The sequence below is a fragment of the Sphingobacterium sp. UBA7249 genome (assembly GCF_002472835.1).
GTDB classification, from domain to species: domain Bacteria; phylum Bacteroidota; class Bacteroidia; order Sphingobacteriales; family Sphingobacteriaceae; genus Sphingobacterium; species Sphingobacterium prati.
In genome coordinates this window covers 218,111-243,298 of the sequence record NZ_DKST01000028.1, presented here as the reverse complement: position 1 = coordinate 243,298, position 25,188 = coordinate 218,111, and the positions used below count along the sequence as shown (strand labels likewise).

25 protein-coding genes and 1 pseudogene are annotated in these 25,188 nt (G+C 37.5%); 14 read left to right on the top strand and 12 right to left on the bottom strand.

Annotated features, from left to right (window positions below):
* Window positions 1-25 precede the first annotated feature (25 nt).
* From B4A24_RS20485 to B4A24_RS20450, 9 genes and pseudogenes are all read left to right on the top strand, one after another.
* Window positions 26-181 carry a hypothetical protein gene (locus B4A24_RS20485; RefSeq protein ID WP_293946827.1) on the top strand — a complete coding sequence of 52 codons (156 nt, stop codon included), beginning with the start codon at window positions 26-28 and terminating at the stop codon, window positions 179-181.
* Between the two features lie 352 nt (window positions 182-533).
* Window positions 534-716 (top strand): annotated as a pseudogene (locus B4A24_RS23940) (hypothetical protein); the annotation flags it as partial.
* A 6-nt stretch (window positions 717-722) separates the two neighbouring features.
* Window positions 723-1,151 carry a hypothetical protein gene (locus tag B4A24_RS20480; protein WP_349681741.1) on the top strand — a complete coding sequence of 143 codons (429 nt, stop codon included), beginning with the start codon at window positions 723-725 and terminating at the stop codon, window positions 1,149-1,151.
* Window positions 1,152-1,182: 31 nt separating this feature from the next.
* Window positions 1,183-2,718: a glycosyltransferase family 39 protein gene (locus B4A24_RS20475; RefSeq protein ID WP_293946825.1), complete on the top strand. Its 1,536-nt coding sequence runs from the start codon at window positions 1,183-1,185 to the stop codon at window positions 2,716-2,718.
* Window positions 2,719-2,739: 21 nt separating this feature from the next.
* Complete coding sequence (locus tag B4A24_RS20470; RefSeq protein WP_293946824.1) at window positions 2,740-3,291, top strand: putative glycolipid-binding domain-containing protein; 552 nt, start codon at window positions 2,740-2,742, stop codon at window positions 3,289-3,291.
* A gap of 237 nt (window positions 3,292-3,528) precedes the next feature.
* Window positions 3,529-5,817 carry a family 20 glycosylhydrolase gene (locus tag B4A24_RS20465; RefSeq protein ID WP_293946823.1) on the top strand — a complete coding sequence of 763 codons (2,289 nt, stop codon included), beginning with the start codon at window positions 3,529-3,531 and terminating at the stop codon, window positions 5,815-5,817.
* Between the two features lie 254 nt (window positions 5,818-6,071).
* Window positions 6,072-6,629, top strand: coding sequence for a hypothetical protein (locus B4A24_RS20460; RefSeq protein WP_293946822.1), 558 nt, complete (start codon window positions 6,072-6,074; stop codon window positions 6,627-6,629).
* 305 nt (window positions 6,630-6,934) lie between these two features.
* Entirely contained in the window at window positions 6,935-7,303 is a 369-nt protein-coding gene (locus B4A24_RS20455; protein WP_293946821.1) for a response regulator, read from the top strand.
* A gap of 202 nt (window positions 7,304-7,505) precedes the next feature.
* Window positions 7,506-8,018 carry a GNAT family N-acetyltransferase gene (locus tag B4A24_RS20450; RefSeq protein WP_293946820.1) on the top strand — a complete coding sequence of 171 codons (513 nt, stop codon included), beginning with the start codon at window positions 7,506-7,508 and terminating at the stop codon, window positions 8,016-8,018.
* Window positions 8,019-8,123: 105 nt separating this feature from the next.
* On the opposite strand, the gene B4A24_RS20445 is transcribed toward B4A24_RS20450, so the two are convergent.
* The 3 genes from B4A24_RS20445 to B4A24_RS20435 form a co-directional block, all read right to left on the bottom strand.
* On the bottom strand, window positions 8,124-9,962 hold the full coding sequence (locus tag B4A24_RS20445; RefSeq protein ID WP_293946819.1) for a cytochrome-c peroxidase: 1,839 nt from the start codon (window positions 9,960-9,962) through the stop codon (window positions 8,124-8,126).
* Between the two features lie 25 nt (window positions 9,963-9,987).
* On the bottom strand, window positions 9,988-11,334 hold the full coding sequence (acpA, locus tag B4A24_RS20440; RefSeq protein ID WP_293946818.1) for an acid phosphatase: 1,347 nt from the start codon (window positions 11,332-11,334) through the stop codon (window positions 9,988-9,990).
* Window positions 11,335-11,571: 237 nt separating this feature from the next.
* Window positions 11,572-11,955 (bottom strand): winged helix-turn-helix transcriptional regulator, encoded by a 384-nt coding sequence (locus B4A24_RS20435; RefSeq protein WP_293946817.1) that lies wholly within the window; start codon window positions 11,953-11,955, stop codon window positions 11,572-11,574.
* Between the two features lie 206 nt (window positions 11,956-12,161).
* Between B4A24_RS20435 and B4A24_RS20430 the strand changes: the two genes are divergently transcribed.
* On the top strand, window positions 12,162-12,845 hold the full coding sequence (locus B4A24_RS20430; RefSeq protein ID WP_293946816.1) for a YceI family protein: 684 nt from the start codon (window positions 12,162-12,164) through the stop codon (window positions 12,843-12,845).
* A gap of 124 nt (window positions 12,846-12,969) precedes the next feature.
* Here B4A24_RS20430 and B4A24_RS20425 read toward each other — a convergent pair whose 3' ends face one another.
* Together B4A24_RS20425 and B4A24_RS20420 are read right to left on the bottom strand one after the other, a co-directional pair.
* A complete protein-coding gene (locus tag B4A24_RS20425; RefSeq protein WP_293946815.1) occupies window positions 12,970-14,730 on the bottom strand; it encodes a tetratricopeptide repeat protein in 1,761 nt (586 codons plus the stop codon).
* 492 nt (window positions 14,731-15,222) lie between these two features.
* Window positions 15,223-16,752 carry a DUF2931 family protein gene (locus B4A24_RS20420; RefSeq protein ID WP_293946814.1) on the bottom strand — a complete coding sequence of 510 codons (1,530 nt, stop codon included), beginning with the start codon at window positions 16,750-16,752 and terminating at the stop codon, window positions 15,223-15,225.
* Window positions 16,753-17,232: 480 nt separating this feature from the next.
* Between B4A24_RS20420 and B4A24_RS20415 the strand changes: the two genes are divergently transcribed.
* On the top strand, window positions 17,233-17,847 hold the full coding sequence (locus tag B4A24_RS20415; protein ID WP_293946813.1) for an HPP family protein: 615 nt from the start codon (window positions 17,233-17,235) through the stop codon (window positions 17,845-17,847).
* Window positions 17,848-18,000: 153 nt separating this feature from the next.
* Here the strand turns inward: B4A24_RS20415 and B4A24_RS20410 are convergent, their stop codons facing one another.
* The 3 genes from B4A24_RS20410 to B4A24_RS20400 form a co-directional block, all read right to left on the bottom strand.
* Window positions 18,001-18,405 (bottom strand): VOC family protein, encoded by a 405-nt coding sequence (locus tag B4A24_RS20410; protein WP_293946812.1) that lies wholly within the window; start codon window positions 18,403-18,405, stop codon window positions 18,001-18,003.
* A 118-nt stretch (window positions 18,406-18,523) separates the two neighbouring features.
* Window positions 18,524-18,688 (bottom strand): hypothetical protein, encoded by a 165-nt coding sequence (locus tag B4A24_RS20405; protein ID WP_293946811.1) that lies wholly within the window; start codon window positions 18,686-18,688, stop codon window positions 18,524-18,526.
* On the bottom strand, window positions 18,685-18,945 hold the full coding sequence (locus B4A24_RS20400) for a hypothetical protein (RefSeq protein ID WP_293946810.1): 261 nt from the start codon (window positions 18,943-18,945) through the stop codon (window positions 18,685-18,687). The genes B4A24_RS20405 and B4A24_RS20400 overlap by 4 nt, the downstream gene beginning before the upstream one ends.
* A gap of 187 nt (window positions 18,946-19,132) precedes the next feature.
* Here B4A24_RS20400 and B4A24_RS20395 point away from each other — a divergent pair, with 187 nt between their 5' ends.
* Window positions 19,133-19,516 (top strand): hypothetical protein, encoded by a 384-nt coding sequence (locus tag B4A24_RS20395; protein ID WP_293946809.1) that lies wholly within the window; start codon window positions 19,133-19,135, stop codon window positions 19,514-19,516.
* 11 nt (window positions 19,517-19,527) lie between these two features.
* Here the strand turns inward: B4A24_RS20395 and B4A24_RS20390 are convergent, their stop codons facing one another.
* The 4 genes from B4A24_RS20390 to B4A24_RS20375 form a co-directional block, all read right to left on the bottom strand.
* Entirely contained in the window at window positions 19,528-19,971 is a 444-nt protein-coding gene (locus tag B4A24_RS20390) for a hypothetical protein (protein ID WP_293946808.1), read from the bottom strand.
* A gap of 338 nt (window positions 19,972-20,309) precedes the next feature.
* Complete coding sequence (locus B4A24_RS20385; RefSeq protein ID WP_293946807.1) at window positions 20,310-21,086, bottom strand: hypothetical protein; 777 nt, start codon at window positions 21,084-21,086, stop codon at window positions 20,310-20,312.
* 12 nt (window positions 21,087-21,098) lie between these two features.
* Window positions 21,099-21,233: a hypothetical protein gene (locus tag B4A24_RS20380; protein WP_293946806.1), complete on the bottom strand. Its 135-nt coding sequence runs from the start codon at window positions 21,231-21,233 to the stop codon at window positions 21,099-21,101.
* Window positions 21,234-21,243: 10 nt separating this feature from the next.
* Window positions 21,244-21,951 (bottom strand): hypothetical protein, encoded by a 708-nt coding sequence (locus B4A24_RS20375; protein WP_293946805.1) that lies wholly within the window; start codon window positions 21,949-21,951, stop codon window positions 21,244-21,246.
* Window positions 21,952-22,176: 225 nt separating this feature from the next.
* Between B4A24_RS20375 and B4A24_RS20370 the strand changes: the two genes are divergently transcribed.
* Entirely contained in the window at window positions 22,177-22,920 is a 744-nt protein-coding gene (locus tag B4A24_RS20370; RefSeq protein ID WP_293946804.1) for a LytR/AlgR family response regulator transcription factor, read from the top strand.
* Window positions 22,917-24,836: a sensor histidine kinase gene (locus B4A24_RS20365; protein WP_293946803.1), complete on the top strand. Its 1,920-nt coding sequence runs from the start codon at window positions 22,917-22,919 to the stop codon at window positions 24,834-24,836. Before B4A24_RS20370 ends, B4A24_RS20365 begins: the two co-directional genes overlap by 4 nt.
* Window positions 24,837-25,188: the final 352 nt, after the last annotated feature.

The following is a 25,188-nucleotide window of genomic DNA, read 5'->3' as shown; positions in this document are numbered from 1 at the left end:
GTCCAACATAACTAAAGTTTTTTGAATGAATATGCACAAAAACAGTCCGCGATCGACCTTCACTTATGATCTAAGACTGTTTTTATACAATTTCGCCATGCTCCTGGAAAGAGGCAAGTTCTCTATCTGGGAGCTTCATCCGAGCATGCGGCGTGCCGTAGTGGGGACAGCGTCAGGATGAATCCGTGGTGTTTCCATAGTGTGTCCGAGGTGAGTCCGTGTTATACTCTCTAAAACCAGATTCACATGATGGCCAGACTATCCTAATACCTGCACTCAGGTATGGTTAAAGCTCGAATCAGACACGAATAATTCCCAAATAGTTACCGAAAATAGTTCAGATACTTGGACTCGCTTGCCGGAAACACGATCTTTTGAGATTAATACCCCCCTGTATCCATCAATCACACTAAGAGTCAATATAATGGCATAATTTTTGAAAAAAAATATCGACAAACCAATTAAATAACACGCAAAAACGGGCTAAAAAACCCTTAAACCAGAATATAGAACAATATATTTAGATCTTAATTATGATTATTTTCGGAACAAGAACAAAGTTATTAAAAAACAGCCCTAACGCAGCTGTAGGAAACTGCAATTATTGCAATACAACCGACTCTCTCCATGCTTATAAACAAGTAAAATATTTCCATATCTTCTGGATCCCCATTTTTCCGTATAGTACGGAGATTATTAGCGTATGTAATCATTGCAAAAAAGTGAATTACCAACGCGAGATTGATCCCCAGACCCTGACAACAATCCGTTCAAGCGGCATGCCAAAAACGCCGATTGGATATTTCTCCGGATTAATACTAATCGGCCTTTTTTTTGGATCTGCTGCCGCCGTAGGAATATCCGGATCCGTTAAAACGAAAAAATACCTAGAAAATCCTATTGCAGGTGATGTATATGAAATCAAACGGAAAGAAAATGGGAAGTCTCTATATACCTTATACCGGATTGCCAATGTGACAACGGATTCCATTACTTTCGATGTCAACAACTATGAAGCAGAAGGAACAAAAGGTCTTCGTAAATTGAGAGAACAAAGCGGTGATAGTTATTCCGAAAAGATCACTTTAGCACGCACGGAAGTGATAAAAATGGAAGCTGATAATCGGATATCTACAATAGAAAGAAAATAGAACCGGTGCTTATGCACAAATCCGTTCTCAAATGAAAAAACACATTATTCTGGTAAGCCTTATTCTGCTGAAATTTATCATCCAGTATCAATTGATAAGTCCAATATATGAGTTACATCGGGATGAGTTTCTACATTTAGATCAGGCCAATCACCTGGCTTTGGGGTATTTATCGGTTCCACCGTTGACTTCCTGGCTGTCCTACTTCATCAAGATTTTAGGAGGTTCCATCTTCTGGATCAAATTCTTCCCTGCGCTGTTTGGTGCACTAACTATTCTTGTGGTCTGGAAAACCATTGAAGCACTCAAAGGAAGTATTTTTGCACTGATATTTGGTTCATGTTGTGTTTTTTTTTCGGTTTTATTTCGTTTAAATACACTGTACCAACCCAATTCTTTTGATGTCCTGTCGTGGACAGTTATTTATTACTTTATCCTAAAGTATCTAAATAGCGGACATCTTAAATGGTTGTATTTTATTGCAGTCGCCTTCGCTTTGGGATTTTTAAACAAGTACAATATCGCCTTTCTAATACTCGGTCTTATACCGGCTATTATAGCTGTTCCGGAACGTAGAGTACTATTCAATAGACATTTTTATTATAGTGTTCTAATTGCATTTTTAATCATCCTGCCTAATTTAATCTGGCAATACAAGAATAATTTTCCCGTTATATTTCATTTTAAAGAACTTGCAAAAACCCAGCTCGTCAATGTCAACCGATGGAGCTTTATCCAATCCCAGTTTTTATTTTTTTTCGGAACTTTTCCTGTTATCGGATTTGGACTATATGCTTTATTAGGCTATCCCGCGTTTAGAAAATACCGTTTATTTTTTTTGTCTTTTTTTATTACAATCGGTGTTTTTCTATTTTTAAAAGCCAAAGATTATTACGCAATCGGTATCTATCCTATTTACTTTGCCTTTGGTTCAGTTTATATTTCAACACTTTTAGAGCATAAAACCGGTAGAATTCTGAGACCTCTTTTAATTGCACTACCCCTCGTTTTCTTTATTCCTGTCTATATGCTGACGTTCCCCAATAGAAGTCCCCGATATATCGCGAATCATCCCGAAAAATACCGTAAAATTGGCATGTTGACCTGGGAAGATGGTAAGGATCATCAACTTCCACAAGATTTTGCGGATATGTTGGGTTGGCGAGAGCTCGCCCAAAAAGTAGATCGCATCTATGGCAAAATTCCAAACCCACAAAACACACTCGTACTCTGTGACAACTACGGTCAGGCGGGCGCAATAAATTATTATTCCAAACTTGGGATCCGTGCAGTAACCTTCAACGCTGACTATATCAACTGGTTTGATTTCAGTAATGAATTTCGCAACCTTATCCGTATAAAAAATTCCTGGGAAAACCAGCTTGAAATGAATGAAACAGCTCCTTACTTTGCACAAAGTATGCGCTCGGATTCCATTACAAACAGCTATGCAAGAGAATTTGGAACTGTGATTTTCACATTCATCAATGCAAAAATAAATATCAACAAACGTGTCAAGAATGAAGTCGAACAAGAACAACGACGACATATGCTGCCCGTTAAATAAAACGTAATATAGGACCATCAAATGAAAACATTATTATGGCAGGGAATCGCTTTCCCCTCTTTAGAGTATTTCAGCATACAGGAAAATGAAGATTATCAGGTTGTGGCATCAAAAATAATAGGTTCCTATCAGCAAAAAATTTATTCGGCCTCCTATCGACTGATTATAAATAAGCAGTGGGAGATCAAAGAGTTTTTTATTGATTCCGAGGTCAATGCTGTCAAAAACACCCTCACCGGGAGAAAAACAGATACCAACTGGGAAATCAATCATTCCGTCGATCCGAATTTCAAGGGTTTTCAATATATAGATATCTCCTTGACTCCATTTACGAATACGTTGCCAATAAACAATCTACAGCTTAAAATTGGTGATTCAAAAGAAATAGATATCATCTATATCGACCTGATCAACAGCGATATCAAACCTGTTCAGCAACGTTATACAAGAACAGATTTACACGAGTATCTGTATGAAAATATAGTTAGTGATTTCACCGCTCATATTCAGGTAGATGAGAGCGGGTTGGTCCTCACGTATCCCGGTTTATTTGAAAAGATAGCTGAAAACTAGTCTCGATCACCCCAAAGTAGAAACAACACAAAACCTTCGATCAATGTTGTTCTATTGATGCTTTCCGAACAACATGCTTATAGGCATTATCCAGTGTTACTAGTACAGTTTTTTATTGCTTCCGTTTACGCAAAATATATTTATATTGGCTCCGGGGTTATTCACGCCAATGGATAAATGCAATTGGGCAAACTCCTAAACACATAACATATTAAGAAATCACAAAAAACACCTTTCATGTTTAAAGCTATTTCACTGATCCTTTTATTATTTGTATGCTATTGGCCGCAAACCAATTTTGCGCAAGAAAAAAAAACTATCCCTCAGCTGATCCCTTTTCCCGAACAACTGGAATCATCTGCAGGTTTCTTTCAACTAGCGAAGGGAGAACTCTCCTATCGGATCGATTCCGGCTTTTCCCAAAACTCTTTAGATCATTGGATAGGTCAATCGCTGTTCGGAAACATCCCGAAAAAAAAGACAGCACATGCCAATGCAACACTAAGATTGATTAAAAAAAGTAAGATTTCCAAGGAAGGTTATGAACTAACAATTGATAAAAGAGGAATCGAAATTTCTGGTTCTACCGATCAAGGGCTTTTTTACGGATTACAGACAATACAACAGCTCTACCTACTTGCTAAACAAAACGCCCCTATCGTTTTACCTTATGTATCAATTAAAGATCAACCGGCATTTCAATGGCGCGGTGTCGAATTAGACGTGGCCCGGCACTTCTTCTCAAAAGATTATCTATACAAATTTATTGATCTCCTGTCATTCTACAAATTCAACAAGCTTCACCTGCATCTTACAGATGATCAAGGTTGGCGTATCGAAATAAAAAAATACCCGAAGCTAACATCACAGGGTGCCTGGAGGACATATAACAACCAAGATTCGGCGTGTTTTGTCAAAGCGAAAGAGAATCCAGATTTCAATCTACCCCAGGAATTCAAACGCGTCAATAATGGACGTGAAGAATATGGCGGTTTTTACACCCAACAGGATATCAAAGATATCGTGGCCTACGCCTCAAGCAGACATATCGAGATTATTCCGGAGATAGACATGCCCGGGCACATGATGATCGCGACCCAGGCCTATCCTGAATTATTGTTGGACAGTCAGACGGCGGGATGGGGGAAACAATTCTCTGTACCGATCAGTCCCTGGAAAGAAAGTAGTTATACATTTATTGAAAACGTACTCAGTGAAGTTATTGCGCTTTTTCCATCGCCCTATATTCATATCGGCGCTGACGAAGTAGAAAAAGATTCATGGTCAAACTCAGAAGCGGCCAAGGCTTTTATGAAAGAACAAGGCATCGCCAATCTACATGACCTACAGAGCTATTTTGTAAAACGTGTTAATAATTTAATACGTTCGAAAAATAAACGTAGTATAGGTTGGGATGAAATACTTGATGGTAGCTCCGATACATCAATGACGGTCATGTATTGGCGGGGATGGGTTAAAAACGCACCTCGGGAGGCGGTCAATCGCGGTCATCAGGTAATCATGACACCGACCAATCCCCTGTATTTTGACTACCTGCCTAATAGCAGCAGCCTCGATGCCGTCTATAATATGTCCGTAGTCCCCTCAGACATCTTAAACGAAAAATCAGGTCTAATCCAAGGAGCACAGGCAAATATATGGACGGAAATGATCCCGTCGACAGCACGGTTAGAATTTATGATTCTGCCAAGGTTGAGCGCACTAGCGGAACGGGTCTGGACCAACAAGTCATTATATGAAAGCTACAGAACTAGATTAATCGCTCACTTTGGGCTTTGGAACAAGATGGGGCTACGCTACCGTATGCCAGATCTAAAAGGCTTTGCCGATACTCAGGTGATTGTTGATGGACAATCCATCTTGAAAATTGAAAATGAACTTCCGGAAAATGCTATCCATTACACTATTGACGGAAGCTTACCAACACAGAATAGTCCGGTATTAACTGATTCACTTATCGTCAAAAAAGAAGGAACCATACGCTTCGCAACAATATCTTCTTCGGGAGCAAAAAGTGAATTGTATCAAGTAAACCTAAAAAATGACTCCTGGAAACGGGGAGTCTCTGAAAGTCTAAAGAATATAAATCCAGGATTAACCGCAACGTTCTTTAAAGGCACGTTTATCAACACAGCGTCAATAACGGGCGATACAGTACGGAAAGAAATTATCGAGAATATCCATTTGCGTGATACCATCAAAATGCCCGCCTTTGGCGCAAAAATTTGCGGTTATTTATATGTAAAAGAAAAGGGAATCTATAATTTTTATTTCACTTGTGATGACGGCGGTGTCTTGCGCATTCATAATCAGGTGGTCGTAGACAATGACGGACAACATGCACCAATCATGAAAAGTGGACAGATGGCCCTCGAATCCGGATATCATCCGATAACCGTTGACTTTTTAGAAGCCGGCGGAGGCTTTACACTAAAACTTCAATATAGTGTTAACGGTTCTAAAGTCACAGACATACCCAATGATTGCTTCTTCCATAAAAATTAGGTAAGGCCGCCCGCAATAGGGCGGCTTTTTTTTACATCTTTTGAAGACTTATTTTTTTCTTGTCATCCAGCCCATAGTTATCATTGAAAAACACATCGTCTTCCATCGAGCACTATATTGAATCAAAACTTTTACTATCTTTATTATACTTAGCCTGAGTTACGATCATTACAAATACAGCGCTATCTACATATAGCAGATACACTGAAACAATTTTGTTAAAATCATGCTCAAAAAAATATTAACAATACACTATGAGCTTTTTAAATTTCTTAAAAGGACAGGATAAACTAAAGCAGATTGACGTCAGTGAAGACCAAGATTTTGTTGATCTAAAACTTACCATCACAAAGAACTGGAATGATGAAAATCAAAATCATATTGTTCAGGCAAAAGGTCTCTGGGGAAAAGAAACTGTTGGTATAGAAGTCTCATTTCGACACGACATGAAATTAGGAATTGTTGACACTGAAGTTGACAGAAAAAGATTCTATCGTGAAGGTATTAACTTTTATTCCATGGGAGAATTAAGTGATAATTTTACAAAAGCTCTAAGTGCTTTGTTCAAAACTGGGGTCCCCCCCAGCAAGATGATTGAGGCTGTGGTTTCCACAGCATTTGTACTAAGCGGTCAGCCAGAGTACTTTGATGAAGAATATATAAAAACCAAAGTATTCTTCGACGATACCAACGAAAAAGAGAACTATGCAGAATGGTATGTGAATATTGACCTAAAAAACAAGGTTCTTGAGCTAAGGGAAAAAGATCAGGAATACCGAAAAAATATCTTGAATATGTTGACGATTATTTAGTTTTTAATACCTACACATCGTATGACAACTAATTTTCATCGAATAAGTTCCGGATATCCGTACCCGTCTTTGATCTACTTTTAATACCCCAAATGCTATTTATCCTTTAAAAAACCTAGTGCCCATTAAAAGAAGTCGTTTAAATACCCGAATGCCATCCGGTATACAATGACAACTTAACCTTTTGAAATATTTGCTCATCTTAACAAAAAGGGTATTTTTTACCCTAAAGAAAATAAGTATTTACCCGCTTTCTACCGTATTTGTTTTTATCTATTTTAGCTCTACCTTTTTTATAAGCTACTATGTCAAATAAAACAATACTCATGCTGGATGATGACAAGCATGTTCTTGAAGTTTGCACCATCATTCTCGAAACTATTGGTTATCGGGTCGAAGTATCTGAGACTTCTCATGATATCCTCGAAAAAGTTGAAGAGGTGCAGCCCGATTTGATTTTAATGGACAACTGGATTCCTAAAATTGGAGGTATGGAAGCTACACGGTTGCTTAAATCGCATCCGACATTCAGGGACATTCCTGTCATATATCTATCGGCAAATACCGATATACAACAGTTAGCCAAACAAGCGGGAGCCGACAACTATTTAGCAAAGCCTTTCGACCTTGAGGATTTAGAAAATATGGTGGCAGATTTATTATGTTGTTCTTAAGAATCAATTACGACCCCTATAGTTCTCGCTTTTCCCTCCCTCCCTCCCGGCTTCTGCTATCGGTCTCTATTTTTTTGATCTTTATGTTGGTTATAGATCGTTCAAGATTTTAAATTTATCATGCTCACAGGCAATTTGAAATTAACGTGTTTATGCCTACTTTCGCAGTATACAATTATAGATTAAAAACAATCATTTTTCCATGCCTGATCAACCATTAATCATTCACTCTGGCTCTTATCATATTCGTCAATTATTAGAGAGCGAATTTGCGTACTATAAGTCAATTCGTCTGGAAGCAATTCATACCGAGCCGACCTTATTTCGATGGAGTGACCCTGCAGAGGCAAGCTTCTCTGACATGGACTGGCAAGAACGTATCAAATCACCTCGAATAGTGTTCGGACTTTTCGAAAAAGACAATCTAATCGGAATGACCAGCCTACTTTTACTAAACAATACAGAAGCTTATTTTGGACAATCTTTTATTAGACCAAAACATCGAGGTCAAGGACTATCAAAGCTGTTGTACAGAATTAGAATGACCTGGGTGAGCCTACATCAGCTAAAACAGCTCAGTATTAGCCATCGGGAAATCAATACAATTTCAAAAACAGCGATCCAACGAGCAGGTTTCAAATATAGTCATCGAGAACTGGTACAATGGCTGGATGGTACGAGTGGTTATTCTATGTATTATAGCCTAACGCTTTAATACGTAAAACGTCCTACTCCCAAATCGGGGCTGATACGGACCGTCGGATTCCTGATTTTCGTTATAAAAAGGAATATTTTTTGAGTTGTTCAAGATCCAAGATATTTAACGACTTTCCAAACTCTCCATAAAAGCGATAATATCCTTTTTCTCGCTTTCGGTGAGATGAAGATTTTCATCGGACAGTGTTTGATTGGCTAATTCAATTCCCAGACCTGCTCCACCACCAGTATTATAGAACTCCATCACTTCATCTAAATTACGATAAACACCATTATGCATGTACGGCGCGGTTTTTTTTATGTTCCTAACAGAAGGAATTTTAAATGCGTATTTATAGGAATCGACACCAATAATATCAAAATATCCTAAATCAGCATCCAGAATAGAATCCTTAATTGTGCCAGGGACGCCTAATACCTCTACTTCACTCTGAACATATTTGGGTGGAGTCACACCATTAAATAAAGGAACAAAATGGCAGGTCGCACATTTTGCTTTCCCTGTAAATAAATTAAATCCATGTATTTCCTGTTTTGATAGTGCATTATCTTTTCCCCGCATATAGTCGTCAAATCGGCTATTCATTTTCGTCAAACTGCGAATATAGGACGCAAGCGCATTAGCGATATGATCTGGATTGATTGCGCCTTTGTTTTCTGGAAATGCCCGTTCAAACAACATCCGGTAATGCTCATTCGCTGAAACATACTGACGAATTTGCCCCAGCGCCCCATCCATCTCTTGTTTGTTGACAATCACCTCTTTTATCTGATCTTCAAGCGTCAGTGCATGCATATCATAAAAATAATTCGATTGTAGGGCAGCATTCAGCAATGTTGGGGTATTTCTCTTGAGTAACTGCCCAGAACCGTGGATATCCTCCTGCTTGACCAATCCATCTGTAAATGCCATATTGGGATTATGACAGGAAGCACAGCTTCGTGTTTGCGTGCCGGACAATTGCACATCATAAAATAATTTTTCACCCAATATCACTTTTTCATCGGTCAAATGAAATTCCGGTCCGGGAGAAAATGCATTTGGGTTAAAAGCCTGCTCGTCAAATAATGTATTAACTTCTTGACGTAACATCCTATTATACCTAATCTTATCTCCCGGCAGTCTCTGCTCGATCCGGGCGATGCCTGTACTGATCTTATTTGCAAAATGCTTGATAAATATTGCCCGGTCAAAAGTATTGAAATCCCTATGAATTTGAAGATAAGCTATCCCTTCTTTCAAGGCATCAAACAATACATTATTTTCTGTTTTATCATCGTAGCGCATAAGAACTTCTTGCAAGCTCATTAATGATCTTGACGATTCCACCATGCTGTTCAAAGAAAGTGCATTATCAAATCCCGTAATTCCCAAAGAAATGATCCGAAATATTTCCAGCTTGGCGGCATCCAAAATACGCCAATCGTCAAGTGGATGATCTGCAAAGTACGAAATGAGGTAGTCGGTATTTAACACTAAATGATCAATCTCACTCCTCAGCTTCTGTTGATTGACAGCTTCATAATTGGGAAAAATAAGTTCCTCTATCACCTGTAGTCCCATTGGATCTATACCGCGAGCTAAGGTAGGGTCTTGTAGATCCGCATTTTCTATCTCCTCTACCGGTGGACCATTCAATCTTCTTGTCAAATCGGCCGTAAAATATTCCGCGGCCCATTCGAAGTCTTTAAAAAGCAATCTAGCCTTCAGAAAGACCTGTTGTAGGCGAACAAAATCTACCCGCTCCTTCCGTGCCTCAACAGAAAGAGAATCGCTAACATATTGACGGAAAGAAAGCATCTGATCCAGAATTTTCTTCTGGACCTTTCGTTCCCGGGAATTAGGACGCGTCTGTTTCGAATACCGCGAATGGCTCGTACTAAATCCTAAGGTCAAGACCACTGCCAACAATAACACGACAACTCCAGCTTTCCTATACATCCCCTCTTGTCAATTATAGGATCATTTATTTGAACGCAAGTGCGTTTTTAAATGGGTTCGCCTTTTTATCGCGTTCGGCTAGCGGCGCTATCCCCCACCGATGTTCGATAAAAGAAAGAATACTCACGGTCTCATATTGTGTATGGTCAACGAATCCTTTTTTTGCAAATGGCCCAATGACAATCGCCGGAATGCGGCTCCCCGGTCCCCAGCGATCAACTACGGGAGGATTAACATGATCGTAAAAACCACCAAATTCATCGTATGTAAGAATGACTAATGCATCCTTTGCATTAGGTCCTTCCAACACAGCATTGATCAAATTTACAGCAAGCTGTTCTGAAGAATAAACAGCGGAGCTTCCGGGATGCTCGTCATTCCCTCCGCCCGGTTTCACAAAAGACACACTCGGAAGTGTCCCCTCTTTAGCAGCTTTGATAAAATCATTCTGATCCTTCATATGCTTTCTTCCCTCAGTACCTTCCTCATAGTTGGCAAAATAAAGAAAAGGCTCATGGTTATAGGCAAAATTATTTTTACGGCCTGCAACCGCATCGTCCCAGCCTTCGGAATACCAAGCCCAAGAAATATTCTTCTCCGTTAAACGGTCGCCTATTGTTACCATGGTTTGAGAAGGTAATAGTTTAGATGTATCCGATTTGGCCGGATAGGGCTGATTTCGCGAAAGGACATGATTAATGGCATATCCATCCGGGGTGACGATACCGTCTTTCACCATCTTACCCTGCGCATCCAGTTCTGCTATCAATGATTTTGGCGCATTTGGCCAAATAGGTATTGCAGCAGAAATCATATACACGTGGTTGAGATAAGACCCTCCAAAGACACTCTGGAAGAAATTGTCACATAAGGTATATTTTTGTGCAAAGGGAAACAGCGGCAACTTCTCTGTATTATAATACCCCATTGCTAAACCTTTGGAATCATTATATAAGGCAAATTTATCCATCTTTCCGCCATTAATCTGCAGTTGATTATGGTAGAAACGGTGTGTCACATCCGGTGTAGCCTTGTCAGCGGGGACAAATTGGTCTATATTGAAAAAGGTATTGGGAAGATTGGTCGGAAATGAATTGTTTCTTGGAATTTCAGGTAGATATTGATAGACTTTCCCATTTTCGTCAACTTGTAAAAAATTACCTTTTTTTGCATTGGCAATACCATTTGCTCCTTTAAATTCGCCATATAGATTATCAAAACTATGATTTTCCATATAGACCACTACCACGTGTTTAATCTGTTTGATTCCCTCATCAAAGGAAGTCTCCTGCTTTGTTGCGTTCTTGGTTATTCCACAACTGCTTATACTCAAGATCCCAAGAGACAAATAAAAAAATCGCTGTAACCGCATCCCGTCTTCTTTTAGTAGGTTAGATAGTAAATTCTATAACAAACATACGATTAATATATTTTTTTAAAATACCTAACGGCCAAAATCAGATCAAACGTATCAGGTTCTTTACAGGCATAAAACTCCACATATATACTCCAAACGAAAATATAAAATCCAATAAAGAGTTTTTTTGGTTCTAATGTTCACATTATTTAGCAAATTGCTATTCAATAACACACGTTAAAAACCAACAATTTATTTAACCGATTCACTGGTCTCATTCTTTTGGTAAAGTGTTTTTCTGTAGGTAATACCCCATTTTGCAATTTCATCGATAATAGGCCCCAGTGTCCTACCACATTCAGTCAGTTCGTATTCTACGGTCAGCGGTTTGGTATTTAATACAGTCCTTCTGATGATCTGGTTCATTTCCAAATCTTGCAGTTCTTTGGACAGCATTTTAGCCCCAATTCCGTCTACCTCGCGCAATAATTCCATAAAACGCAGTTTATCAAACACCATTAATGAACCTATAATGTGAAATTTCCATTTCCCAGCCAAAATCTCCATGGCATCTTTTATGGCTAGTATTCTTGTTTTGCAACCACTGGATGAACTTGATAACGCTTCTTTTTTCATTGATCTGATCTCCTTATATAGTACAAAAATACGGAATTACAGGGTGGCAGCATACTATCTTTTTGGAAAGTAGTTTCTTTAAGGAAACTAATACCAAAAATAAACTATCTATACTATACCTTTGTATTGATAATTGAAATGGCATGATTGATGCCGGTTAGATATAATAGTGCAAACATCATATTAAAAAATAAAACGATTAAAAAATGAAAAAACAATTAATCTCGGGTTTAGCCCTTATTTTGTTATTCGCATCTTGTCAGAATACAGGTGGCGACAAAGCTAAGACAACATCAGCACAAGAAGTAACTGAACAAAAAGGTCAGACTTATACCGTAGAAGCTGACAAAAGCACATTAAAATGGACAGGTTACCACAAAGGTGGCTTGAATCCAAGATACGGTGTTTTAAAAAGCGAAGGTACTCTTTCCGCTGAAAACGATGCGATAACTGGTGGTACTTTTACAATTGATGTCAATTCGATTGTAACAGATAGCGCTTCGGTGGATCCAACAACTGCCGGTGGCAAAAAATCAACAGATTTGGATGCGCATTTGAAAAGTGCTGACTTTTTTGATACAGCAAAATACCCAACAGCTAAATTTGAAATCACTAAAGTTGCTCCATTTGACGCTGCTCAAGGAAAAAGTGTCGTTGCTGATGCGACAAATACTGTCAGCGGTAACTTGACAATCAAAGACAAAACGGTTAACGTAACATTTCCTGCAAAAATCACGTTCAACGGAAATGAAGTTACATTCTATTCTAAATTTACGATTCAAAGACAAGATTGGGGACTTACCTATGGTACCGAAGGTAATCCACAAGATTGGATGATCGCACAAAATGTTGACATTGAACTTAATGTTGTAGCAAATAATACAAAATAATAGGTTTCTAATAGCTCCTACAGCTTCCTAAGATCCTAGATATAAACAAGTAGGCTCTCCTCTGAGCTTGCTTGTTTACTACCTTTACGCTATTATTATTTTTATCCCCTTTGATTTATGGTAATCAGCGTAAAATAGTGCGATCAACAGAGATTAACTCCCGATCTTGTGATTCCATTTTTTTCTTTAACCGTTGTTTCGCCTTTTTGATAGCTTCGATTGACACGCAAAGAAGTTCACTCATGCTGCTGTTGTTTAGATCTAATTTTTGAAGAGCAAGTATACGTAAATCATTATCTGTTATTTTTGAGTAGTTTTTCTTCATTTGTGACAGATATCCCGGATAGACCTTATCAAAAACATGTTTGAATTTCAGCCATCGTTCGTCCGTCATAATATGCGTTTGCAACATAGCATTTAAGCTATCAGATACCTGAGCCATATAAGCTGGATTTTGCTCGGATACTTTAACAATTTCTTGCCTAAGCTGTTGAATTGTGGTATCATTTTGCTTAATTGTATCGGTAAACTCACCTAGGGAATCCTTTAAAATCACAAGCTCTTGATCAAGTAATTGTTTTTCGTACGCGAGTGTGAGCTGATCCTTCTCCAAAAGGGTATTCCTCATTTTTATCTTTGTTTTTGATTTATTGATTAAAAGCAATATGATCGTGAAAACTAAAACCAAGGAAATACCTATAAATTGATATATGCGTTTGCTGTGAAGTCTTTTTTCTTCAGTAGATTGAATAGTTCGATTATATCGCTCTGTCTCCCGTTGCCACATAATCTTTTGTATTTCTTTATCATTTATTCTTTTTTCTAATGAATCTTTCAATGTAAGATAAACATGTAATTGCTTGAGTTCTTCCTCTTTTTGATTCAATCCATGGGCGATATCTGCCAGTAATTTTGATGCATCCATCTTATATTTCAAGAAATAAGGTTTTTCTTCCATCAAATTGATTCCAGATACAACATGCTGCTTAGCCAACTTCCATTCCTTAAGAACAAGATACCAGCTTGCCAAATTGAGATTTGCCCGCATCGCATCCTTGTGTTCATTATATCGCATAGAAAGATCAATATTTTTTTGAACAAGAGCAATTGCCCTTTGTTTATCTCCTGCCTTCCATGCCTGATCAGCTAGATTGCCGGAAATAATACCAATCCATACCGAATCTTTGGCCAATTTAGCCTCTTCCATCGCTCGATTCAGATAAATTAATGCTTGATGATTGAGCGAGTCCCTTGATAAGTAAACCGCGACAGCATTCGTTAAATCTACACGTTCTCTAGAGGCTGCCTTCGAAAAAGGTAACGCTTCCTGTAAATAATTAACAGCACTACCATGGTCCCCGATGTAACCATAAAAATTAGCAATAAATTGGTAATGCTTAACAACCAATGGTATCTTTCGGATATCAATTTTAGATTTTAAATCATTTGCCCGTAAAAAGAATGGGAATGCCTCCTTTACCTTCCGATAAACATAATTATAGTATCCCTGCCGTGCATAGCCTATCATTTCCAATTCAATATTATAGTGCTTCTGAAGCAATTGTTCCGCAAGTTGATAATATTGTTCAGAAATACCATTCGTTCGGTCAAACGCTATGGAATATCCATCTGCCATACGCATGTAGTATCCCCATTTCAATATAAAGCTATTTTTCTCGTTAGCAATTTCTAATACCGGCTGCAACGACTTTTTTAATGTTACGGTATCCTTCCCAAAATTGACAGGAAGTTGTAGCACAGCTTCCAACTGACGAAGGGGATCTTCAATACGCGCTATTCCTTCTATAGATTGTCCAACAACTCTATTCGTATTTTTAATGATCAGTATAACTAGGAAAAACAGCGAAAGCAAATAAATTTTCATTCTCAAAAGGTCAATTTTTTGTGTAAATGGCTAATAATAACAAGTTATTCCCAATAGATCGTAATAACAAATGTGGCGCTATCAAAATCTGACAAGCCCATACTCATTTATAAGTCGGGTTTCCCAACCTCTATCAGAATGACTTTTAATTTTTTTAGCAAAATGGCTAATCTTGACTCCTAAAACGAGGGTTTAGGCCCCGGTTCACAGTTGTAAATATACAATTAATTCGCCTAAGAGATCAATAAGATATATTAAAAAATTGTTAGCACATGACTATAAAAAATACAGATCATATGCCTTTATTCAAATAAGTATATATCGATAAATAGCAATGGAGTTCACGGCCCGAAAGGCAGATGCCAATAAAACTGTAAAACCTTTTTGACAGTGATGATTATAATATTACTAGACACGTGAAAATCCGATCAGTTATTAAAATTATAATTTAAAATATAAAAGGTTTTTTACATCAAAGATCTTAGCCAACAGTCAAAAATTCTCACCGTATTCAATGATTTCTGTTTCAAGAAGTAAAAGTTGATCCGCACCATGTTTCAATACAGCAGTTGCTCGATCTTTGTGCGGGTCGACGGTAATTTCAATTTCTGCCTCTATATTTTTATCCCGGTTAAAAAAAACATTAAATTTTTTAAAAATCTCCTCCTCGTCGAATTTAAAATTTACAGCACATCGGTTTTTATTTTTATCGTACCATTTGATATATACATCCTGTGGAACTCCTCTTTTCTCAACACCAATACTTTGCGATCTTTCATCAAAGACAAAACGTTCCCCGTTAAAATACAGAAAACTAGCGTCATATATTTTTATCTCGGGAGAGATCATAAATCTTGGGGCCCATGAATAACGTATTCCGAGCCTATTCCAGTATCCATTGGGAAGAGGTTTAGCTTTTTTTTCCATTTGTACTGCTAAAGGAACAATCATTGTGTCGGTCAAGACCTTGTTGCGCCACCCCTGGTTGAATAAATCACCGTAGATCATTTCCTTATTGGCAGACACGTTTTTGTCAATATTGATTTTCTTCGCTTGATAACGTCCTATTTCAGTCTGGCGATACCCGGATCCCGCAGCCCATATCACCATTCCACCACTAGGCGCAAACCCCAAAATGATCTTATCATAATGTTCCTCAAAATCACTTGTTGCCCTTCTTTCGATATACGATTGCTCAAAAAGTGTAAGTAATCTATTATAATCTATTGTATCATTTACCTGATAAAAAATATTTTCCGAAAACGAATACCAGGCTACATCAATTGCTGAAGGCAATGACATCATTTTCTTATAGGTGTTGGTACCGCCCCAGCCCCAGTTAGCCCGATAGTTGACAGTATTTCCTTCGCTAAAGGTAAACTCATAATTTCCATCTTTTGGAAAGATAAAATTTCCTTTATAAAGTTGTACAGGATAACCGACAGGATTACTCATCGCACAGCTCCATTCAAATCGACCTTCTTTCAAATTATCTGCTTTCGTGAATCGTTCCCTTTCTGCTTTCTTATACGCCCGGGCAGTTGTCGAAAAGATAGATACAAGTATTGTTAAAAAAATATAGGCCAAAAATGCTGATATCAAAGTTTTCCATGATCTTAAGCTCCATACAAACGTAATGCTGCTGAATAAACTCAGAAAAGTGCTCAGAATTAACATCAGCGGAAATACTTCCGAAATTACTTCACCGAGATCAGTATATACTGCGTGTTCATATACATCGCCCAAGGTGCTCACAAATAGCAATACGGGTAATAAGGTGGAAAATATAAGGTAGTACAAAAAGCTATAAACAACTTCAAAGAAGAAATTTGGCTTATCCAATACATTGATTTTTTTTCGAAGCTTATTGAAATTGAAATAAATAAGTGTTAAAAGAAGGAAATAGGGTGAAACACAAAATGCCACATAAACCATGTTCAGATCCGTATCTTGCGTTAATAACGTTGCAAATAATCCCAAAAGGGTAACAACAAATGCCGAAACTGTAGCTTTAAGAACCATATGTAATTTTTTTATTATTGATAATATATAGGGGCATCCTGTCTTCATTTTGTTGCAAATGCACAACTTAAAAAACAAAAACTACGCTACCCAAAAGTAACAAGAAATAAAATTAGAAGTAAAAAGCAATTCATATTCAGGGGAAATCAATACATATTCGTTCTATTTTACCGACCATTAAGAGTTCTATAATTACAGCACCTAAAGAGAAAGCAGATAATTTAACCAACGAATAGAAAATACTGATTATGCATTTGACAATTAAACCTGCGCAACAGTCTAATGCCTTTGCAGTACTTGAAATTAGGCTGAAGACTGACCGTATCCCATAAGGTACTTTAAATTGTTCGCTCAGTAAGTTCGTCAAAATAGAAAACAGAAAATTTTAATAACCAATATTAAGTTATAAATACCGCAAGGATTAATATAAAAGATATAAAAATGAGTTGTTAAAATTCACTATTTTTGCACAGATCAAAAATGAAAAATCAACTTCATCGACAACTCCGCATTTATAGGTACGTTTTTTATCGGGAGACATTAATAGATCCCTGGGAACATTTCTGGTCTTTCATCGGAGCTTTTGCGGGCATATTTATCATCGCTTTTATTCAATCGTTCCATTTTCCACAGTTAGAAAATATTTTCTTGATCGGGTCATTTGGTGCTTCATCGGTCTTGGTATATGGTGCCATACAGAGTCCACTTGCACAACCCCGAAATTTAATCGGAGGTCATTTTGTTTCAGCTATAGTTGGAGTTACCGTAGCACAATTGCTTCCAGATATCATCTGGCTTACCGCTCCCCTTGCTGTGGCCTTATCCATTGTGTGCATGCAACATACACGTACATTACATCCGCCGGGAGGAGCAACAGCACTAATCGCTGTAAGCAGCGGAACCAAAATTTCCTCGTTAGGGTATTGGTATGTTTTGAGTCCTGTGCTTTCCGGATGCCTGATCCTATTCTCAGTAGCACTTATTTTTAATAATATCACTAAAAATCGGCACTATCCAGTCAAGAGATCACGTTTGCGTCGTTCACGTCGGCAGCATTTAAGATCACGATTTGGACGAACCAACGGGGAGTCATAAAAGTAAATTATGAAATAAAGATAATTACCATCGTCCATCAATATACAATTGGAGCGACTGATCTGACTGTATCTGCTGAGCGATGGCTTTTTATTAAACGATATGGGACTTTATCAGATTTTTTTTTAAAAATCTACTTTATTATAAGCGATGTTAAGCGCTTGGGAATTTACTCATGTCCATATAAAATATCTCCCAGGTATGGCCATCATAGTCTTCCACCTTTCTTAACTGCATAAAACCATGATCCATCATTGGCATTGGCTCTATTCCTCCTGCCGCCAGCCCTTTATCAACAATTTCATTTACCCGATCCAGACTCTCCACGGAGAGAGCAAACAGCCCAGCGATATGACTTTTTGTATCGGCTATTGGCTTATTCGTAAAGGATTTAAACTTATCATGGGTCATGATCATTACAAAAATATGCTCACTCCAAACCATACATTTGGCATCATCATCACAAAATTGTAGATTTAATTCAAAACCCAATTGAGTATAGAAATCCATTGATTTGTTTACATCTGCCACGGCGAGATTAATAAATACCTGTTTCATCTTTTAAATTTTTAATTGCTATTGATAACACAAAATTGCGCATTATGGTTTACAAAAATCTTGGCATAGGGCAGGAATTTAAAGATCCTGTGAAAATGCTCCGCATTGAATCTTTACTTTAATGCTTTTCTAATTTAAGTGTAATAAATTGTTCCCAATCACCGTTTTCCGACAGCAAATACCAATTCCCCACAAGCATCGAATGGTCAGTATCCATCTGCCCATTAAACTTTATTCCATCCCCCTCAATAGTAAAGATATTATTGATTAAATTTCCTATCATGATTCCACTTCCCCCCTCGAATTAGCATATTGCATCTTTACTTTATCTCCTGGCAGCATGGTGATCATTTCAAATGTTTCACTATGTTCTCCCCCTATGTGGACATCCGCCTTATGCAAAATACAGTTGTCATTGAGTATAAACTCATAAGAATCAACACCGACTAAAGGCAGTTTTTTTGCACCAACCCGCACTTCTCCCGAGGTTTTCCATTTACCAATAAATTTATGATAATTGCTATCATTAATTTTGTTCATTGTCATATGATTTAGTATTTTAACATACGCTATTGATACAAAAATAATCTTAACATCGTTATGTACTCTTAGCATAAGACAATAAAATTCATGTCTGATTAAAACTCCATATCAGCTGGTAGAAAGAAGCTACAAAAGCTATATTTGTCTAAATACTAAGTATAATGTTATCCTTTAATTCTTAAACATGATCATCATAAGAACTTTCGGTGTTATTTTGCTCTTGTTAGGTTTATTCCTCGCATACGGACTATCCAAAGACAGCAGACTGATGCTCTTTGGCAGCAAAATTAAAGCCGATGTCATTGGGATAGACAGTGTAAAAAACAAGCGCTTCGGATACGTACATTATCCGATCCTCCAATTCAATTATAAACAAAAACAAGTTCGCCTAGTGAAGGATTTAAGTAGTATTAAACCAAAAAAAGTACCTACTCATATGGACGTATATTATGAGGAAGATATCGGCATAAGTGATGGTTTTACGGTTGTATATGTGATCTTTTCCATCATAAGCATCATCATGATAATCTTTGGCATCATAGCCATTCGTACCAAATACCTGTATTAACTTATATCAACCTATTTGGAAAGTTCGGTAAGTTCTGCTTGGGAGAATATATGCTCCCCCTTGAGATAGCTATTTGCATCTTTCAGGTAGATATAAATTATTTTTCTAGCTTCTGGATTAGGCAACTTGTATAGGTTATGTACCAAAAACTCTTTATCCCGTAATCGGTCTTTACTATAATTCAAAAAAGATGGTGCATGTGTTTGTACACTCCAGCGAATAAAACGTAAATCAATATTATCAGGATATTTTATGATAACCGATTCCAATAGTTTTTTCCCTTTTTTAAATTGGCCCAACTTCGAAAAGGGATTTCCCATGTGTTTTGCCCAAAGGATCTTATAAGCGGCAAGATACCCTTTTTCAGTCGCCGTATTCGCCGCTGCTTCCAAGGTCCTTAGATTGGCTTCACAAAGTTTTTTATCTTTAACCGCGACGGCATAATCAGCCCGCATTTTATCCACATTTATTTGTCCGAAACAACAAATTGTACTTAATATAAAAGAAACACAAACAAAAAAACGTATTACCATTCCAGATTCGATTAAATAAAATCAGCGTATCATCCAGGTGAATTCAAAAATAAATTGTCTCATCAGATTATTTACGCAGATTGCCGTTCTAATATAAAATTTATCCTGGGGTCTTCACCCTATTCTAGTTCATAACAATAATTAAAGCATCAGAGTTTTCTTATTTTTCTTTTTCATCAAAAACCGCTTTCTCTCGTTTGCCTGTCAAAGGCCATCGCAAACCAGCTGTCCCCTTCTTCATCTTAAGCTTCAACACGCCTCTATTCTTCAAACATTCTCGCATCATAGCTTTTGATCACAAAACCACCATGCAAGTATCTCGCTTTTCTCGTTATTTTCTTCCCATCCGATTGACGATAAAAAGAGTAAGAGATTTCCTTATTTTTTGCGTCGAATTTTATGGGTATCGGCGGATAGGACTTTAAGGAATTCCTATCCGATTGCTCTCTTTCGGAAACAGGTTTATTCTCCAACAAACTTTCATCAACGTTTGTCCAGCTAAGCACAGATAAAGAACTTTTAATCAACTCCCCGGCATGATTATTAGAATCAATCAAACCCAAATTATCTTTATAAATGTAAGCCTTATAACAGGAAAAAGATAATTCATCCATTCTTTTGATTAGTAAGTAACTATGCTGATCAAGCGAATAGACCGCATAGAAGTAATCGAAGGTTCTTTCTTGCTTATGGATCACATGCCTGTTTTTCAGCACATAATTCCAGTGCTCAAAATTATTTCTAAGAGTGAACAGCTCATATTCTCCAGACTTTTTCAAACTAAAAGCTGAATTTAAACTATCCAACACCTTACCAAAGGTCTTAAAGCTTATTATATCTTCTTGCTCAAGTGCTTGAATTAATCGTCCCTCAAATTCTTCAGAAAGTGTACTTTTGGTCACGGAGTCTTGATTGGAAATCGCTGTACTAAGACAAAGAAATGACTGCACCAATTTTAGCTCTTGTTCTGTCTGACTATAGGACTTCTGTTTTGCTTGAATCAATACGACCAATAGCACGAATTTAAGCAGTTTCATCTGTCAGAGTTTTTACCCGTTGAGATTGATAAGACGCGACAGCTCATCAAATTCTGCGGTGATCGCGTCCCCTTCTTTCGTTGCTGAAAGCTGCGCTCCCTGTTCCATTTCAATACCCTTTCCAAAAAGTTCGTTTAAAAATCCCATAATTGTTTATCTATTTTTTCAACTCAGCCAGCAACTCAGGCCTTCTATAGTTCTCCCCATTAATTGTCAGTACGATTTCATTGATCTGTTTTAAATCGGTTACTATTTTAAGCAATTCGTTTTTCCTATCTACATTAATTTTCTTATTGATAAAAAAATCATGGATATAAAGCGTATTCAGTTTCGGAATTGTCTTCAAATCAGCCAAATCGTTCAACTGAAACATATTGGTTAATCGCAATTCACCTAATTGATTCAATTTACCAAAATCAAATAATTTTTTTGAATTGAGCTCAAATAGAGCAATTCGTTCGAGACCTGAAAAATCACGCAAGAAAGATAAATTACCCATCTTTGATACCGAGGAAATTTCAAGATTCCGTAATGAGCGCAGATGAGGAATAATTAAATTCTCACATTTGGAAGTAAACCCTTCCAATCGCAGCGACTCTAGCTCCAATCCCTGCACAAAATCCAATGTATTTACAGCTCCCCTATTACTAAGAGACAATAACCTAAGTGACTTACAATGAGCTAGCGGAGATAAATCTTTAACAGTTCCTGCAATTGATAAGTGCTGCAAATTCTTTATTTTCTCAATAAATTTCAGGGAAATGCTCGTAAAAAAAAACAACTCCAATTTCTCAATCTGATCGACTGGTTGATCTTTGAGAATATCCAAATCTTTCGCGCTATTGATTTCAATCGCTAATTCCATACTACTTATTTTTATGCTTAACTCAAATATATTGAATACGGTAGCCAACCTAATTATACATTTACAATCCGTCAAAATCGTTTATGATTCGTAAATTATCTGAAATTTGATAATCTCCAAAACAGTGATCTATAGAGCCCACCATAAAAAACTAGCACAAATTGCAAATCAACAACTTTTCTTTACTCACAATTATTATTTTTACCGAACAGAAAAAACTGAAAAATGATAACAGTAGCAATAATAGAAGATGAACCCGCTGTCCGTAAGGAAATAAGTTACCTTATACAACAAGAAACTGATACCGAACTAATTGGTTGGAGCGACAGTGTTCGAACTGCTATAAAACTAATTGAAGAAAAGCAACCAGATGTGATCATGATGGATATTCAACTTAAGGATGGTACAGCCTTTGATCTTCTAAAAAAACTCAATGTTATCCCGCAAAACGTAATATTCATCACAGCTTATAATCATTTTGCCATCAAAGCAATTAAATACGGTGCTTTGGACTACTTGCTAAAACCTATAGATCAGACCGAATTAAAAGAAGCGTTGGAACGCTATCGTCGTCGGAGCGATAATAATCCACAGTGGATGCAACAGTTGAATACGGCCCAACATGCACTGCACCTTGGTGATTTACCAGAAAGCATTGCTTTGACATCCATCCATAATATACGTATAGTTGCTGTCACTGACATCATATACTGTAAAGGTGATGGACCATATACTTTTTTCTTTCTGAGCGACGGATCCAAAGAACTCATATCCAAACCATTAAAGTACTATGAAGAATTATTACCCGCCCCATATTTCCTACGTACCCATCAATCCTACTTGGTAAACCGCAAATATATATCCGGAGTTAATCGATCGGAATATATCGTTTTGAAAAACAAAGAGGAAATCCCTATTTCATCACGAAGGAAAAACATAATTTTAAACCAGCTTTTCCCCGAGAAATGAAAAACCTACTAAAAAATATTTTCTTTTTGTTGCTTACCTTACACGTTGTATCTTGTGGCAAAAGACCCAAATTTTCTTCCCAAGATCGCGATGTCCTTTCAGCACAGATAAAACAACTCGAAGACAAAAGGTTGAACGCTACCAACGGTGACTCACTAAAGAGAGCCTGGCAAAATCTTGGCGAAAATCCAGGTATAAAAAATGATACCATATTCCTTGCAAGAGTTAAATACAATACTGCTCGGTTATATGCCATGCTTCAACAAGATTCTGCCCATTTTTTTGTGGAGCAAGCACTCGAATTGATCGAACCTACAGTAGGTAATCTAAAATACAAAGCACTTATTTATAACGGCATCGGTAATATCCGTAGTACTGAAGCAAAAGAGCGTGAAGCAGGCTACTATTACAACAAAGCCGCTGCTATCGTTCTCTCAGACACGACGGCGGGACTCTCAGCCGAAGCGAAATCAGCCATGTTGCTCTCTGCTGCACAAAATAATCTGAGCTCATTTCAATACAATCTTGCTGAAAAAATGAATCGGGCAGCCCTCAGTCTTTCAGATTCGCTTCCAAAGGATCATATCAATCGTCAACGTGTATTCGTACAGATGATTTATACACTAAATGCCTTACAAAGGTCTGCCAAAGAAATAGCGCCATACCTCCATAAATTAGAGCAACTCCACCGACTATTTCCAGATAAATATAACATCAGCTTTTTGTACGACTCGAAAATACAGTACTTCGAAACAACAAACCAGCAAGATTCATTATTACATTACCAGCTCATGAAAATTGAAATTGATGAGCGTCTAAGTAATATCAGGGAGTCCTCCGTATTGATGAATAATCTCTTTGTAAACTACTGTAATGTTGCATCAATTTATGTGTTATTTAAAAAGCCAATCCAAGCTACACAATATATAGTAAAAGCCAAAAAGCTGAGAGCCCAATTCCCGAAACTTATCTTTCCGCATAATGAAATACTATTTCAACAAAGTTTAGCTGAACTGTACCGTTTACAAGGCAAAAAAGTAGAAGCAATCAACGTTTTACACGATATTGTTGAGCTACAGAAAGGTGTCTATCACTCGGAAAATACACAGGCAATTGCCGAAATGAACGCTTTATATCAATTGCAAGCCAAAGATCAGTCCATTCGTACATTGAACGAAAGCATTAAGATCAATAAACTGCAGTTACAGCAAAATCGGTTGTGGTTAGCCATTTCCTCTTTAGGTCTTATGTTATTGATCATTGTATTGTTATTCCTCTTTTATAGTTTTCGACAACGACGTCTAAGCCAAGAGAAAGAAAAAGTCCTATTGCAGCAACAATTATTACGGACGCAGATGGAGCCGCATTTCATCTTCAACACCTTGTCAGCAGTACAGAGTTTTGTGCGATTAGATAAGAAAGAAAGTGCCATCAAGTACCTCAATCGCTTTAGTCGTTTATTACGGAGCAACCTGGAACTAAGCCGAGAGAATCTGGTACCTCTAAGTGAGGAGATCGAAACACTGGAAAATTACCTGACCCTACAGCAAATGCGTTTTGAGGATGCATTTACCTACCACATTACGCAGCCAGACGAACAGGATCTCAGTGCCATCATGCTACCTCCGATGTTGATACAACCTTATGTCGAGAATGCGATCTTACATGGTATTGACCTCGAAACCTGTAAAGGCAATATCGACATTCAGTTTCAATTGGAAGGAGATATTTTATCTGTAGATATCCTTGATAGCGGCAAGTCTGAGCCAGATATCCAAGAAACTCCACATCGCTCGCTCTCGGGAACGATCAGTCATGAAAGGATGCAACTCCTGGGCAAGAAAGCAAGCATAAAAATCACGAAAAATCCTGAAGGAGGGACACTTGTCAAATTGCAAATACCTGTAGCATCCTGATTATCTCTGGAGGACAATCAAAAAAATATAACGTATAGCGATCGACCTTTTTTCGAGTGCGAAACAATCTACAAAAAAGGCATATTTGTCGCAAATAAGGGTAAATATCATTGCTTATCCGAATCTATTATTTTTTATAAAACCCATTATTCAAGTATTATCGGTGAAGAAATCACGTCGGATAAAGTGCAAGAACTAGACCAACTCTATAGCGGAGTAAAGCGTATGGAAAATCAGAGTCGACGGGTTATTGTCAACAGCGACACAGGCACTTTTATTTTTTATGTTACCAAAATCAAAGGACAATGGTGGTTAACAATGATAGATTTTGCCAGCGCCGATTGCAGCGTCT

Bases quoted from the DNA above. Each gene is read 5' to 3' on its own strand.
- B4A24_RS20485 (WP_293946827.1), top strand. From the start codon at position 26: ATGAATATGCACAAAAACAGTCCGCGATCGACCTTCACTTATGATCTA.
- B4A24_RS20475 (WP_293946825.1), top strand. From the start codon at position 1,183: ATGAAAAAACACATTATTCTGGTAAGCCTTATTCTGCTGAAATTTATC.
- B4A24_RS20470 (WP_293946824.1), top strand. From the start codon at position 2,740: ATGAAAACATTATTATGGCAGGGAATCGCTTTCCCCTCTTTAGAGTAT.
- B4A24_RS20465 (WP_293946823.1), top strand. From the start codon at position 3,529: ATGTTTAAAGCTATTTCACTGATCCTTTTATTATTTGTATGCTATTGG.
- B4A24_RS20460 (WP_293946822.1), top strand. From the start codon at position 6,072: ATGAGCTTTTTAAATTTCTTAAAAGGACAGGATAAACTAAAGCAGATT.
- B4A24_RS20455 (WP_293946821.1), top strand. From the start codon at position 6,935: ATGTCAAATAAAACAATACTCATGCTGGATGATGACAAGCATGTTCTT.
- B4A24_RS20450 (WP_293946820.1), top strand. From the start codon at position 7,506: ATGCCTGATCAACCATTAATCATTCACTCTGGCTCTTATCATATTCGT.
- B4A24_RS20445 (WP_293946819.1), bottom strand. From the start codon at position 9,962: ATGTATAGGAAAGCTGGAGTTGTCGTGTTATTGTTGGCAGTGGTCTTG.
- acpA (WP_293946818.1), bottom strand. From the start codon at position 11,334: ATGCGGTTACAGCGATTTTTTTATTTGTCTCTTGGGATCTTGAGTATA.
- B4A24_RS20435 (WP_293946817.1), bottom strand. From the start codon at position 11,955: ATGAAAAAAGAAGCGTTATCAAGTTCATCCAGTGGTTGCAAAACAAGA.
- B4A24_RS20430 (WP_293946816.1), top strand. From the start codon at position 12,162: ATGAAAAAACAATTAATCTCGGGTTTAGCCCTTATTTTGTTATTCGCA.
- B4A24_RS20425 (WP_293946815.1), bottom strand. From the start codon at position 14,730: ATGAAAATTTATTTGCTTTCGCTGTTTTTCCTAGTTATACTGATCATT.
- B4A24_RS20420 (WP_293946814.1), bottom strand. From the start codon at position 16,752: ATGGTTCTTAAAGCTACAGTTTCGGCATTTGTTGTTACCCTTTTGGGA.
- B4A24_RS20415 (WP_293946813.1), top strand. From the start codon at position 17,233: ATGAAAAATCAACTTCATCGACAACTCCGCATTTATAGGTACGTTTTT.
- B4A24_RS20410 (WP_293946812.1), bottom strand. From the start codon at position 18,405: ATGAAACAGGTATTTATTAATCTCGCCGTGGCAGATGTAAACAAATCA.
- B4A24_RS20405 (WP_293946811.1), bottom strand. From the start codon at position 18,688: ATGATAGGAAATTTAATCAATAATATCTTTACTATTGAGGGGGATGGA.
- B4A24_RS20400 (WP_293946810.1), bottom strand. From the start codon at position 18,945: ATGAACAAAATTAATGATAGCAATTATCATAAATTTATTGGTAAATGG.
- B4A24_RS20395 (WP_293946809.1), top strand. From the start codon at position 19,133: ATGATCATCATAAGAACTTTCGGTGTTATTTTGCTCTTGTTAGGTTTA.
- B4A24_RS20390 (WP_293946808.1), bottom strand. From the start codon at position 19,971: ATGCGGGCTGATTATGCCGTCGCGGTTAAAGATAAAAAACTTTGTGAA.
- B4A24_RS20385 (WP_293946807.1), bottom strand. From the start codon at position 21,086: ATGAAACTGCTTAAATTCGTGCTATTGGTCGTATTGATTCAAGCAAAA.
- B4A24_RS20380 (WP_293946806.1), bottom strand. From the start codon at position 21,233: ATGGGATTTTTAAACGAACTTTTTGGAAAGGGTATTGAAATGGAACAG.
- B4A24_RS20375 (WP_293946805.1), bottom strand. From the start codon at position 21,951: ATGGAATTAGCGATTGAAATCAATAGCGCGAAAGATTTGGATATTCTC.
- B4A24_RS20370 (WP_293946804.1), top strand. From the start codon at position 22,177: ATGATAACAGTAGCAATAATAGAAGATGAACCCGCTGTCCGTAAGGAA.
- B4A24_RS20365 (WP_293946803.1), top strand. From the start codon at position 22,917: ATGAAAAACCTACTAAAAAATATTTTCTTTTTGTTGCTTACCTTACAC.